9 protein-coding genes and 1 pseudogene are annotated in these 13,321 nt (G+C 69.2%); 8 read left to right on the top strand and 2 right to left on the bottom strand.

The features are described 5' to 3' along the window. Window positions 1-92: 92 nt before the first annotated feature. From ACFWZ3_RS00955 to ACFWZ3_RS00945, 3 genes and pseudogenes are all read left to right on the top strand, one after another. Window positions 93-2,072: a UvrD-helicase domain-containing protein gene (locus ACFWZ3_RS00955; protein WP_439705914.1), complete on the top strand. Its 1,980-nt coding sequence runs from the start codon at window positions 93-95 to the stop codon at window positions 2,070-2,072. A gap of 161 nt (window positions 2,073-2,233) precedes the next feature. Next, window positions 2,234-2,401, top strand: coding sequence for a hypothetical protein (locus ACFWZ3_RS00950; RefSeq protein ID WP_439705913.1), 168 nt, complete (start codon window positions 2,234-2,236; stop codon window positions 2,399-2,401). A gap of 12 nt (window positions 2,402-2,413) precedes the next feature. After that, window positions 2,414-2,668, top strand: a pseudogene (locus ACFWZ3_RS00945) (REP-associated tyrosine transposase); the annotation flags it as partial. Between the two features lie 111 nt (window positions 2,669-2,779). Here the strand turns inward: ACFWZ3_RS00945 and ACFWZ3_RS00940 are convergent. Continuing rightward, window positions 2,780-3,814: an AI-2E family transporter gene (locus ACFWZ3_RS00940; RefSeq protein WP_439705912.1), complete on the bottom strand. Its 1,035-nt coding sequence runs from the start codon at window positions 3,812-3,814 to the stop codon at window positions 2,780-2,782. Window positions 3,815-3,920: 106 nt separating this feature from the next. On the opposite strand from ACFWZ3_RS00940, the gene ACFWZ3_RS00935 reads away from it, so the two are divergent. The 5 genes from ACFWZ3_RS00935 (at window position 3,921) to ACFWZ3_RS00915 (ending at window position 12,158) form a co-directional block, all read left to right on the top strand. Then, a complete protein-coding gene (locus ACFWZ3_RS00935) occupies window positions 3,921-4,781 on the top strand; it encodes a 5'-nucleotidase, lipoprotein e(P4) family (protein ID WP_439705911.1) in 861 nt (286 codons plus the stop codon). A 279-nt stretch (window positions 4,782-5,060) separates the two neighbouring features. Then, a complete protein-coding gene (locus ACFWZ3_RS00930) occupies window positions 5,061-5,972 on the top strand; it encodes a hypothetical protein (RefSeq protein WP_439705910.1) in 912 nt (303 codons plus the stop codon). A 34-nt stretch (window positions 5,973-6,006) separates the two neighbouring features. Next, on the top strand, window positions 6,007-8,619 hold the full coding sequence (plsB, locus tag ACFWZ3_RS00925; protein WP_439705909.1) for a glycerol-3-phosphate 1-O-acyltransferase PlsB: 2,613 nt from the start codon (window positions 6,007-6,009) through the stop codon (window positions 8,617-8,619). A gap of 573 nt (window positions 8,620-9,192) precedes the next feature. After that, window positions 9,193-11,049 carry a M1 family metallopeptidase gene (locus tag ACFWZ3_RS00920; protein ID WP_439705908.1) on the top strand — a complete coding sequence of 619 codons (1,857 nt, stop codon included), beginning with the start codon at window positions 9,193-9,195 and terminating at the stop codon, window positions 11,047-11,049. Window positions 11,050-11,177: 128 nt separating this feature from the next. After that, the gene (locus ACFWZ3_RS00915) at window positions 11,178-12,158 is read left to right on the top strand and encodes an alpha/beta fold hydrolase (protein WP_439705907.1); all 981 of its coding nucleotides are present in this window, start codon (window positions 11,178-11,180) and stop codon (window positions 12,156-12,158) included. A gap of 304 nt (window positions 12,159-12,462) precedes the next feature. Here the strand turns inward: ACFWZ3_RS00915 and ACFWZ3_RS00910 are convergent, their stop codons facing one another. Continuing rightward, on the bottom strand, window positions 12,463-13,146 hold the full coding sequence (locus ACFWZ3_RS00910) for an ArsR/SmtB family transcription factor (protein WP_439705906.1): 684 nt from the start codon (window positions 13,144-13,146) through the stop codon (window positions 12,463-12,465). Window positions 13,147-13,321: the final 175 nt, after the last annotated feature.

Here is a 13,321-nt window from a genome sequence, read left to right as displayed (position 1 = left end):
TCTGTGATTGCCGACCGATTATGGCCGATGCGCCCCGGGGCGCCAGAGGGCCTCTGCTACCATCGGTCTCCGCCCGCACCGCCGTTCGCTCCATGCTCAATCCGCAACAACTGGCCGCCGTCGAACACTGCGACAGCCCGCTGCTCGTGCTGGCCGGCGCCGGCTCCGGCAAGACCTCGGTGATCACGCAGAAGATCGCCCACCTGATCCAGCGGCGTAAGCTCGCCGCGAACCGCATCGCCGCGATCACCTTCACCAACAAGGCTGCGCGCGAAATGCGCGAGCGCGTGGGCAAGCTGGTCAGCAGCGAGGACGCTGCGTCGCTCACCGTGTGCACGTTCCACGCGCTGGGATTGAAGTTCCTGCAGATCGAGCACGCCCGCGCAGGCCTGCGCCGCGGCTTCTCGGTGCTGGACGCCGACGACAGCGAGGGCATCGTCAAGGAGTTGGCCCCCAAGGGCGCCAAGCCGGACGTGCTGTTCGGCATCCGCAACCTGCTCAGCCGCGCCAAGAACGCGGGCCTGACGCCGGAGGATGCGCTGGCCGCCGCACGCGCTCCGCGCGAGCTGGAGGCGGCGACGATCTACCAGATGTACCAGCAGCGTTTGGCCGCCTTCAACGCAGTCGACTTCGACGACCTGATCCGCCTGCCGCTGCGCATCCTGGAGTCCGACACCGAGTGCCGCGACGCCTGGCGCGAGCGCCTGCGCTACCTGCTGGTGGACGAATACCAGGACACCAACGATGCGCAGTACCGGCTGCTCAAAGCGCTGACCGGCGAGCGTGGCGGGATCACCTGCGTGGGCGACGACGACCAGTCGATCTACGCCTGGCGCGGCGCCAACCCGGAGAACATCGACCAGCTCGGCCGAGACTGGCCGAACCTGCGCGTGATCAAGCTGGAGCAGAACTACCGCTGCGGCAAGCGCATCCTGCGCGCGGCCAACCAGCTGATCGCCAACAACCCGCACCTGCACGAGAAGAAGCTCTGGAGCGAGCACCCGGAGGGCGCGCCGATCCGCGTGCTGGAGTGCAAGGAAGCCGAGCACGAGGCCGAGAAGGTGGCCGCCATCGCCACCACGCTCGCGGAAAAGCACAAGGCGCGCTGGCACGACATCGCCATCCTCTATCGCGGCAATTTCCAGGCCCGTCCGCTGGAAAAGGCGCTGCGTCTGGCACGCATTCCCTACCACCTGACCGGCGCGCTGTCCTTCCTCGACCGCGCCGAGGTGAAGGACCTGCTCTGCTACCTGCGCCTGCTGACCAACCCCAGCGACGACGCCGCCTTCCTGCGCGTGGTCAACGTGCCCAAGCGCGAAGTCGGCGCGACCACGCTGGAGAAGCTCGGCCAGCTCGCCCAGTCGAAACACTGCTCGTTGCTGGAAGCGACCCGCAGCGACGCGGTGCTGCGCCAGCTCACGCCGCGCCCGGCCGCCGCGCTGGCGGGCTTCTCCGATCTGCTCGACGAACTGCGCAGTGCCTCGCTGCACGAAAGCGCCGCGGATCTGGTCGAGCGCATCCTCAAGCGCACCGGCTACGCCGCGCACATCGCCGCCAGCACGCCCGACGCGAGCTTGCGCGACCGCCGCCTGGCCAACCTGCAGGAACTGGCCGACTGGTTCCGCGCCATGCAGAAGGGCAACAGCGCCGGCGACCTGGCCGCGCAGCTGGCCCTGCTCAGTCACGCCGACCGCGACGAACCCGGCAACGCCGTGCGCATGATGACCATGCACGCGGCCAAGGGCCTGGAGTTCCGCTTCGTCTTCATCGTCGGCTGCGAGGAGGGCACGCTGCCGCATGAGGGCGCCATCGACGAGGGCCGCATCGACGAGGAGCGGCGCCTGATGTACGTCGGCATCACCCGCGCCAAGGAGCTGCTCACGCTGTCCTGGTCCGCACGCACCAAACGCTACGGCGAGATCCACACCAACCAGCCCAGCCGCTTCCTGCACGAACTGCCGCAGGCCGACCTGCACTGGCAGGGCAAGGACCCCGAAGCGGACAAGGAAATCGTGCGCGAGACTGCCGAGTCGCACATGGCGAAGATCGCCGCGATGCTCGCCGGCAAATAGGCCGACCCCTGTAGGAGCCCGCGTGCGGGCGATGCTTTTCGGTCAGTCGCACAAGAGCATCGCCCGCAAGCGGGCTCCTACAAAAGCACGAGTGCGTCGCCCACCCTTGTTGACAGCCGCGGCTCTCGGCCCAAGTCACGCCGATGCGCCACGCTGCACTCATGCCTGCATTCCCCACCACCGGCCGCCGTGCCTTGCGCCGCGGCCGCACATCCATTCCCGGTCAGGTCTACCTGCTCACGACCACCACCTGCCGCCGCCAACCCAGGTTCGCCGAAACCGAACCCGCACGCACCGCCTGCCGCGTTATCGCCGCACAACCGACCTGAGCCGATGCGGAGATGTTGGCCTGGGTGCTGATGCCCGACCACTGGCATGGCTTGCTGCGCCTGGGCGACGAACCGCTGGAGCGCGTGATGAACCGCTTCAAGGGCGTCCTCAGCCGCGCCCTGCATGACGCCCGATGGGTCGAGGGGCCGGTCTGGGACCGCGGCTTCCGCGACCACGCGCTGCGCGCGGAGGAGAATGTGCGGCAGGCCGCCCGGTATCTCGTGGCGAACCCGGTGCGTGCGGGCTTGGCCAACCACGTCCTCGCCTACCCCTATTGGAATGCCATCTGGCTGGGCGGGCCAACCACGTTGTGGGAGCCCGCTTGCGGGCGATGCCTCCGCCCGACGTATCCAAGAGCATCGCCCGCAAGCGGGCTCCTACAAGAGATTCTCGCCTTCCAGCTCACTCTTCAGGTAAGCGTAGTAGATCGGCGCGGCGACCAGGCCGGCCAGGCCGAAGGCCGCCTCCATCGCCAGCATGGCGATCAGCAGCTCCCACGCGCGCGAGCGGATCTGGGTGCCGACGATGCGCGCGTTGAGGAAGTACTCCAGCTTGTGGATCAGGATCAGGAATACCAGCGCGGCAATGCCCACGCCCAGGGACACCGACAGGCCCGCGATGGTCACAGCGGTGTTGGAGATCAGGTTGCCGATCACCGGCAGCAGACCGACCACGAAGGTCACCACCACCAGCGTCTTGGCCAGCGGCACGTGGATGCCCATCAGCGGCAGCACGCCGATCAGGAAGATCGCGGTGAACATGGTGTTGATCAGCGAAACCTTGATCTGCGCGAACACGATGTTGTGAAAAGCATCAGCGAGGCGGTTGCAACGCTGGCCCAGCGCCGCCGCCAGCGGGCCGGGCTGGTGGCTCGGGCCGGCGCTGTGGCTGAGCGCCACGATCGCCCCCAGCACCAGGCCGATGATGACGTGGGCGAAGCCGCGCGCGGTGTCCTTGCCGGCCAGCTGCAGGCTCGCCGCGTGCTTGCGGGTCAGCTCACCGGCCATCACGCGCAGCTCGTCCACGCTGTCCGGCAGCGAGCCGACCAGCGCGGCAGGCAACTGCTCGCGCGCCTTCTCTACCAGCGGCATCAATTGCTTGTCCCACAGCTCCTGCGGGTTGCCGATCTCGCTGTGGAAGAAGCTGATCGCGCCCAGCGCCAGCAGGATCAGCAGCCCCACCACCACCGCGCCGATCAGTGCCACCACCACCACGCGGGCACGCCGGCCGGACAGGCGCCGCTCCAGCAGCGGGCTGATCGTCTGCACCAGCTCGTACACCAACAGCCCGGCCAGCAATGCCGAGAGCAGGTGCAGCTCCATCACCAGCACCAGCGCGATGCCGGCCAGCACGTAACTGGCGATCCGGGTGGCGCGCGAGGGTTCGCGCAGCAGGGACGGGTTGGGGGCCATGGGCCACGGCTTTGGGGAGGGGAGCCCCAGTCTCGCAGCAGGCCGGCCCGCCTGCCAGCCTGGCGTACACTGGCGGGCCGTTCGTGCGCACAAGGATTCCAAAGCGATGACCTCGCGTCTGCCCGCCCTGGCCGCCCTGCTCCTGCTTGCCGGCTGCACGGCCGCGCCGACGCCCCGGCCGATGGCTGCGGCAGTGCCCGCGGACGACAACCTCAACGCCACCGCCTGGGTGCAGAACGCGGTCGAGCACGACCTGATCTACCTGCAGACCTACCGCGACGCCCGGGAACACCTTGCCGCCGCGCTGGCCGACGCCCAGTGGGACGCGCTGACCCCGGCCGATCGCACCCGGCCCGTCCGCGGCTTGCCGCCGGCGGTGGTGCTGGACGTGGACGAGACGGTGCTGGACAACTCGCCCTACCAGGCGCGCCTGGTCCGCACGCACGCCCCGTTCGACCAGGCCAGCTGGGACGCGTGGTGTCGCGAGGCGCGCGCCCGTGCCGTACCCGGGGTGGTGGCCTTCACCCGTGACGCGGCTGCGCACGGGGTCAAGGTGATCTTCATTTCCAATCGCGACAAGGCGCTGGACGAGGCGACCCTGGCCAACCTGCGCCAGGTCGGCGTGCCGGTGGCCGGGCCAGATGCCCTGCTCGGCCTGGGCACGACCGTGCCCGGCTGCACCGCGCACGGTTCGGACAAGGGCTGCCGGCGGCAATGGGTCAGCCGGCACTACCGCGTGCTGATGCAGTTCGGCGACCAGCTGGGCGATTTCCTGGATATCGCGCAGAACACGCCCGCGGGCCGCGAGTCGGCGGTCAAGCCGTATCTGGACTGGATCGGCCAGCGCTGGTTCGTGCTGCCCAACCCCACCTACGGCAGCTGGGAGCCGGCGCTGTTCGGCAACGACTGGCGGCTCCCGCCAGAGGACCGGCGCAAGCGCAAGATCGAAAGTCTTCGTGTAGAGTGATATAGAAATCAATGACTTGTAACACAAAACAAAACCATTGCCTTAAAAGCTAAGCCCGCGTAAGCTCTGTCCCGCCGAAACCTGCTGACCTCCTAATCGCGGGCAAGGCCATTTCCCTTCCGGCCCGGCCGGATTTACCCCGCGCGGCTTCAGGCCCGCGGGGTTTTTCTTTTGCGCCCTGGCGAACAGACATCCGCTTGCCGCCAGTTCGACAGGCCGCGTACGCCCGTGGGGCCATGCTTGTGCCTCCCCACCCCACGCCTCCGCAAGATGAGGTCCATGCGTCCGTCCTTCGTCCGTCGCCTCCTGCCATGCCTTGCCCTGTTCGCGCTGACCGCCTGCCGGTCCGGCGAGCACACGCCTGCCGCCGACGCGCCCAGCCAGTCGCCCGAGGCGGCCGTGCAGCAGTCGATCGCCCTGGTGCGAGCCGGCGACTTCGCCGGCTTCTGGCAGCACGCCCTGCCGCCGCACGACTACGCGATGTTGCGCGAGGACTGGGGCCAGGCGCGCGCTGGCGAGACGCCACTGACCGACGCCGAGCGCTCGCGCATCGACGGCGCCTTGCAGCAACTGGCCGCGCCGGACGCCGCGGCCACGCTCGATGCCCGGCTGCAGCCCTGGCTGGCCGACGCCCAGGTCCGCTACGGCGACCAGCTGCCGTTGCTGGTCGGCATCGGCCGCGCGCTGGCCGGCAAGGCGATCGAGGAGGATGCGCGCCTCACCGACACCCAGAAACGCCATGCCTCGGCGCTGGTCGATGCGCTCGGCCCGTGGGCGCAACAGGCACCGTGGTTCGATCCGGCCCGGGCGCGCCGGGCGGTCGGCGTGGTGGTGGCCACCGCGCGCGAGCTGGATCTGCAGGACGCGCAAAGCCTGCGTGCGATGGACTTCGACCAGGCCATGCGCAGCTACGCGATCGCGTTCCACGGCCTCGAACGCATGCTCGCGATCTACGGGCTGCCGCTGGACGAGGCGCTGGCCTCCGCGCGGGTGGTGCCACTGGAATACCACCCGCCCTATGCGCGCGTGCGCGTGGAGTACCTGCTGATGGGCACCCCGCTGTCGATCGAGTCGACGCTGGTGCAGCAGAACGGCCGCTGGTACGACCAGGACCTGCTCGAAAGCGTGCGCCAGGCACATCGGCGCCTGACCGCCCCGGCTGCGGCGGGAACGGTCGCCGCAGCGCCCTGAGCGGTCCCGGTGGCCCACCGGCTACAATCCGCCGATGCAGAATATGACCGCGGATTCCCCCGCCCGCAGCCGCGCGCCCTGGTGGTTCAGCCTCGCCGGCCAGTTGCTCGAACCCTGGGTGCGCATCCGGCGCGACCCGGCCGAACCTGCCAGCCTGCTCAAGGCCGGCGCACCGGTGTGCTACGTGATCGAACGCGACGGCTTTTCCGATGCGCTGATCCTCGAACGCGCCTGCCGCGAGGCCGGCCTGCCCGCGCCCATGCAGCCGCTCGCCGGCACGCGCCGGCGCCGTTCGGTGTTCGCGCTGGCGCGGCGCGATGGCTGGCTGTTCGGCCGCAGCCGCCAGCGCGCACCGTACGAGACGCTCGACCAGCTGGTCCGCTCGCTGGAAGAACAGCCCGAGCGCGACATCCAGATCGTGCCGGTGTCGATCTATGTCGGCCGCGCCCCCAGCCGCGACACCGGCTGGTTCCGCGTGCTGTTCTCCGAGAACTGGGTGATGGTCGGCCGCTTCCGCCGCCTGCTCGCGCTGCTGCTCAACGGCCGCGACACGGTGGTGCACTTCTCCGCGCCGGTATCGCTGCGCCAGGTGCTGGACGAGGCCGGCGAGGCGCGGCCCGAACGTTTCGCGCGCAAGATCGCGCGGGTGCTGCGCACGCACTTCCACCGCATCCGCGCCGCGGTGATCGGGCCGGACCTGTCGCACAAGCGCACTGTCGCCGACGCCGTGCTCAACGCCGAGCCGGTGCGTGCCGCGATCACCGCCACCGCGGCCAAGGAACACATCTCCTACGCCAAGGCCTGGCGCCGCGCGCACAAGCTGGTGATGGAAATCGCCGCGGACTATTCGCACCCGGTGGTGCGTTCGGCCTCGTTCCTGCTGTCGAACTTCTGGAACAAGCTGTACGACGGCATCGCCATGCACCACTTCGACAAGGCCCGCGCTGCCGCGCCGGGCTACGAAGTGGTCTACGTGCCCAGCCACCGCAGCCACGCCGACTACCTGTTGATGAGCTACCAGCTGCACGTCTCCGGCGTGGTGGTGCCGCACATCGCCGCGGGCGTGAACCTCAACCTGCCGGTGATCGGGCCGATCCTGCGCCGCGGCGGCGCGTTCTTCCTGCGCCGCAGCTTCAAGGGCAACGCCCTCTACTCGGTGGTGTTCAACGAATACATGGCGCAGCTGATCGACCGCGGCGTGCCGATGGAGTACTTCATCGAGGGCGGCCGCTCGCGTACCGGGCGGCTGCTGGCGCCGCGCGCGGGCCTGCTGGCGATGACCGTGCGCGCGTTCCTGCGCGCGCCGCGCCGGCCGGTGCTGTTCCAGCCGGTGTACATCGGCTACGAGAAGCTGATGGAGGGCAAGAGCTACATCGGCGAGCTCTCCGGCAAACCGAAGGAGAAGGAATCGCTGCTCGGCCTGCTCAAGGGCCTGAAGGTGCTGCGCCAGCGCTACGGCCACGTGGCGCTCAACTTCGGCGAGCCGATCGAGCTGACCCCGCTGCTGGACGCCGCCAGTCCCGACTGGCGCGCCGCCACCGGCGACCCGGAGGCCAAGCCCGAGTGGCTGGGACGCGCGGTCGACGACCTGGCCGAGCGCATCCAGGTCAACATCAACCGCGCCGCCGACGTCAATCCAATCAACCTGCTGGCGCTGGCGCTGCTGGCGACGCCCAAGCACGCGATGGCCGAGAGCGACCTGCTCGCGCAGCTGGAACTGACCCGCGCGCTGCTGGTCGAGCTGCCCTATTCCGATCGGGTCACCGTCACCCCGATGGACCCGCCCTCGATCATCGCCTACGGCGAGCAGATGGGCTGGATCCGCCGCGTGCGCCATTCGCTGGGCGACGTCCTCAAGGCCGACGACGAGCCGGCGGTGCTGCTGTCGTACTTCCGCAACAACGTGCTGCACCTGACCGCCACCGCGGCGTGGGTGTCGTGTTGTTTCTTGAACAACCGGCGCATGACGCGCGCCTCGATCCTGCGTCTGGGCCGGATCATCTACCCGTTCATCCAGGGCGAGCTGTTCCTGCCGTGGGACACGGACGGCTTCGTGGCGCAGATGCAGGGCACGATCGATTTCTTCGTCCGGCGCGGCCTGCTGGAGGCCTCCGGCGACGGCCGCGTGCTGGAGCGCGGGCCGGGCCAGGACGATGCCGCGTTCCAGCTCAAGACCATCGCGCGCAGCCTGATCCAGGCCTTCGAGCGCTACTACATCACCATCGCCGCGCTGGCCAAGAACGGTCCGCACACCACCAGCGCCGCCGAGCTGGAGAACGCCTGCGCACTCACCGCGCAGCGGCTGTCGCTGCTCAACGAGCAGTCGGCGCCGGAGTTCTTCGACAAGGCGCTGTTCCGCGGCTTCATCCAGAAGCTGCGCGAGCAGAAGATCGTGTGGACCGACGAGGGCGGCAAGCTCGACTACGACCGCGCGCTGGAGGACATGGTGCGCGATGCGCGGGTGATCCTGGCGCGCGAGGTGCGGCATTCGATCCTGAAGATCACCGGCGTGGACGGCGACATGGACGCCGCGCCGCCGAAGGCGGTCAACCACGTGCCCGAGGACAGTAGCAGCGAAGACCTGCACCGGCGCCACGTCGAGGCCGAGCACCATGAGCACGAGCGCGACTCGAGCAAGGATGCCTGACCGCCCTTCCTTCCAAGAAGACGGTTATGAGCGACGAACTTTGAAGAAGATGGCGCTAAGCCCCGAAGCTGGGCCTCGTATGCTTTTGTTCGCTTTCGATGGTGGTCTGACCGCGACTTGGCTCGCCTGCGGCGGGCTTCCGATCGCCTGACGGCGCTCGGGTCACTTTCTTTGCTGGCCCAAAGAAAGTAACCAAAGAACTGGCCTGGCTAAGCCCGGTGAGAGATAAGAGCTAGGTGCCGCCTCGCCTTGCTTGGCGGGTCGCTTGCTCTTAGAGGAGCTGCCGCCGCTTTACCGCGGGTGCTCGGAGTTGGGGCAAGAGGACTTGCGGGCTTGTGTGGGCGAGCGCCGCACTTGGCTCCCTCTCCCCTCCGGGGAGAGGGTTGGGTGAGGGGCCGGGGCTCGCCACGATCCCGATTCGGGCCTCGCATCCGCCACCTTCCCGCGAACATCGGCCCTCACTTACGTTCTCTCCCGCTCGGAGGACGCTCCTGCTCCCGGCCCTTCCGTCACGGGCGCCGCTTCCTGACCCAATGGCATACTCGCCGCTTCCATCCCCGCAGAGATGTCCGCATGCGTGCAATCCCCGCCCTCGCCCTCGGCGCCCTCGTCCTGCCATTGTCCGCGCTCGCTGCGGACCCGCATTCGTACGCGCAGCCGGAGCAGGTCCGCGTGACCCATCTGGATCTCGACCTGGCGGTCGACTTCCCGCACAAGGCGCTCGAGGGCACCGCCACGCTGAGCCTGGACTGGAAGAATCCGAAGGCGCCCGCGCTGGTGCTGGACACGCGCGACCTCAAGATCGCCAAGGTCGAGGGCCTGGATGCCGCCGGCCGCGCCACCGCGCTGAAGTTCGCGCTGGCGCCGCGCGACAAGGAGCTCGGCAGCAAGCTCACCATCCAGGCGCCGAAGCATCCGGGCAAGGTGCGCATCGTCTACGCGACCTCGCCACAGGCCTCGGGCCTGCAGTGGCTCACGCCCGCGCAGACGGCGGACAAGAAGCTGCCCTTCATGTTCTCGCAGTCCGAGTCGATCCACGCCCGCTCGTGGGTGCCGTTGCAGGACTCCCCGGCGATCCGCTTCACCTACAAGGCGCACGTGACCGCGCCGAAGGACGTGCGCGTGGTGATGAGCGCGCTCAACGACGCCAAGCATCCGCTCGATGGCGACTTCCGCTTCGACCAGCCGCACCCGATCCCCTCCTACCTGCTGGCGATCGCCGCCGGCGACATCGCGGTCAAGGAGACCGGCCCGCGCTCGGCCGTCTATGCCGAGCCGTCCGTGGTGGGCAAGGCGGCACACGAATTCGAGGATACCGAGAAGCTGATCGAGGCGACCGAGAAGCTCTACGGGCCCTACGCCTGGGGTCGCTACGACATCCTGGTGCTGCCGCCCTCGTTCCCCTACGGCGGCATGGAAAACCCGGACATGACCTTCGCCACGCCCACCGTGCTGGTTGGCGACAAGAGCCTGGTCTCGCTGGTCTCGCACGAGCTGGCTCACTCCTGGTCGGGCAACCTGGTGACCGCCGCGAGCTGGCGCGACATCTGGCTCAACGAGGGCTTCACCACCTACGTCCAGGGCCGCATCACCGAGGCGGTCTACGGCAAGGCGCTGGCCGACGAGGAAGCGCTGCTGTCGGCGCGCGCGCTGCAGAAGTCGATCGGGGAGATGCCGGAGAACTCGCAGAAGCTCGCGCCCGATCCGCGCGGCGTGGGTGCGGACGATTCGCTCTCGGACGTCGCCTACGACAAGGGTTCGTGGTTCCTGCGCACGCTGGAGGAGCGCTTCGGCCGCGCCACTTTCGACGAGTGGCTGAAGGCCTACTTCCACCGCCACGCCTTCACCTCGATCACCACCGAGCAGATGCTGGCGGACATGAAGACCAACCTGGTCGACGCGCATCCGGGCAAGATGAGCTGGGACCAGGCCAGGGCCTGGGTCTACCAGAGCGGCATCCCCAAGGACGCGCCGCTGCCGACCTCCGCCCGCTTCCAGGCGATCGACAAGGAGCGCGCGGCGTTCCTGGACGGCACGCTGGACGCGGCGCAGCTTGATGCGAAGGGCTGGAACACGCAGGAGTGGATGTACTTCCTCGACCGCCTGCCCGACGCGCCGCCGCTGTCGAAGATGAAGCAGCTCGACGCCGCCTGGCACCTCACCGGCACGCCCAACGCCGAGATCGGCATGCGCTGGTACAGCCACGCCATCGCCGCAGGCGACCGGAACGTCTGGGAAGACGCGCGCGAGCACATGACCCGGATCGGCCGCATGTACCTGACCTTGCCGGTGTACAAGGCCTTCGCCGCCACGCCCGAGGGCCTGGCCTACGCCGAGGCGGCCTACGCCAGGGCGAAGGACGGCTATCACCCGATGACCCAGGGCGCGATCGAGTCGATCCTGCGCAAGGCCAGGCAGGGCAAGAAGTAGCCTTTGACCCCTCCCCTGCCGTGCGGGGGAGGGCTCGGGAGGGGTGCGCTCGCCTGAACCGGCTCCGCCCTCCCACCTCCCTCCACGCCGGGGGAGAGCCGGTTTTTCGGAACGCCAGGAATCCACGCATGAACCCACCCGCCACCCGCCCCCTTTGGCAGCGCATGCTGTTTCGTCGCCTGAAGTTCTTCGGCGTGCTGCTGGCGCTGGTGGTCATCGTGCTCGGCGGCAGCTACCTGTTCGCGCCGCAATGGCTGCTGCGCGCGCACCTGATGCGCCAGGCCATGACCGCGCACGTGGAGGAACACACGCTGCGCGCGGGCGACACCACCTGGAGTTACTACGAAGGTGGCCAGGGGCCGACGCTGATGCTGCTGCACGGCTTCGCCGCGGACAAGACGATCTGGTTGCCGCTGGCCGAGCAACTCACGCCGCATTTCCACGTGGTGATCCCGGACCTGCCGGGCTGGGGCGAGTCCTCGCGCGACCCCGACGCGAGCTATGGCGTTCAGGCGCAGGCGCAGCGCCTTCAGGCTTTCCTCGCTGCGCTGAACCTCAAGCGGTTGGTGCTGGTCGGCCACTCCATGGGCGGCGCGATCGCCGGCGTCTATGCAGCCGAGCACCCGCAGGGCGTGGCGGCGCTGGCGTTGGTCGATGCGTATGGCCTCAAGGCGAACCCGAGCGATTTGGACCGCGCGATCCTGGCTGGCCAGGATCCTTTCACCTATGACGACCGCGCCGGTTTCGAACGCGCACTCGCGCTCGCCTTCCTGCATCCGCCTGAAGTGCCCGGCCGGATCGAGGACGTCTTCGTCGCGCGCAACCGCCACGACCGCACCTTCATCGAGCGCACGCTCGCCCAACTGCGCAAACCCGAAAATCACCTCTCGCTGCAGCAGCGCCTGGGCCAGCTCAGCATGCCGGTGCTGGGGCTCTGGTGCAGCGGAGACCGCATGATCGATCCGTCCGCGCTGGACAGCCTGCGCAACGGCCTGGTCCAGGCGCCGGCGATCAGCTCCAGCCTGCTCAACGGCTGCAACCACATGCCGATGATGGAAAAGCCCGAGGCCACCGCGCAGGTGCTGACCGGGTTCGTGCTGGGACGTTAGCCACCGCGCGCTGCTGATCCCTCTCCTATCCGGGAGAGGGTTGGGGTGAGTGGCGGGGCTCGCCCGAAGCTCTCATCACTGCGTCGCTCTCGTTCCGGCCCCGGCACCCTCCCCGCCAGCCATGCGCCGCATGCTCCTGCTCCCCTCCGGGGAGAGGGTTGGGGTGAGGGGCCGGGGCTCGCCGGAAGCTCCCACACACTGCATGGCTCCTGGCTGTCGGGCTCGGCCGGACGTCACCGCCAGCCTTGACCCCTCACCCCAGCCCTCTCCCCGGAGGGGAGAGGGAGCCAAAGCCGCGACCGGTTCAGCCAGGCAAGCGCACACCCAGCAGAGCGAACCGTCGCAGGCCTTCCACGCTGGGCAGCAGCGCACGTCCGTGCGGCGCATGGCGCAGCCAGCCCGCGTCGAGCATGGCGCCAGTGAGCGCCACGCCCAGCGGTCCACCTACGTGCAGGCGCCGTTCGGTCCAGTCCAGGCAGCCGCGACCGCGTAGGGTCGGCAAGCGCGCCGTGGCCTGCGGGTCGAGTCCAGCCTCGGCCAGCGCCGCGGCGCCGGCCGGACGCAATGCGAGACCGTCACTGGTGGTTGCCAGATGGCCGCTATCAAGCAGCTGCGCACACAACGCCACGCCGAGCTCGCCGGCAAGATGCCGATAGCAGCTGCGTGCGCGCCGCAGCGCGGCATCCCCCGTCGGCGACGCGACCGGCCGGCGCGGCAGGGCAAGCGCTTCGAGCCAGCCCGCCACCTCGTCGCCCGCCAGGCGGTAGTAGCGGTGGCGCCCCTGCACCTGCACGGCGAGCAGGCCGCCTTCGAGCAGGCGCTTGAGGTGCGCGCTCGCGGTCGGCGCGCCGACGCCGGCTGCCCTGGCCAGCTCGCCGGCGGGACGTGCAGTGCCGTCGACCAGGGCGAGCAGCATCGACGCGCGCGCGGGTTCGGCGAGCAGGGAGCCGATTTCGGCGAGCTGGTGCGGGGTGAGCGAAGCGGGCATGCGCCGAGTCTAGTACCGGCGCTGACGGGGATCTTTCGATGGCGAGCGAAGGGATGGCGCGTGCCGCAAGGTTGCCCCCCTCCGCCCTTCGGGCACCTTCCCCCGTGGAACGGGGGGAAGGATCCACTCGCGTTTGGGCGAGGCAAGGGGGCGCCTTTTCCGGGCCCCATGTGGA

The sequence above is a fragment of the Frateuria sp. GZRR35 genome, from assembly GCF_051900415.1.
Classification (GTDB): domain Bacteria; phylum Pseudomonadota; class Gammaproteobacteria; order Xanthomonadales; family Rhodanobacteraceae; genus Frateuria_A.
This window is presented reverse-complemented; position numbering and strand designations above follow the sequence as displayed.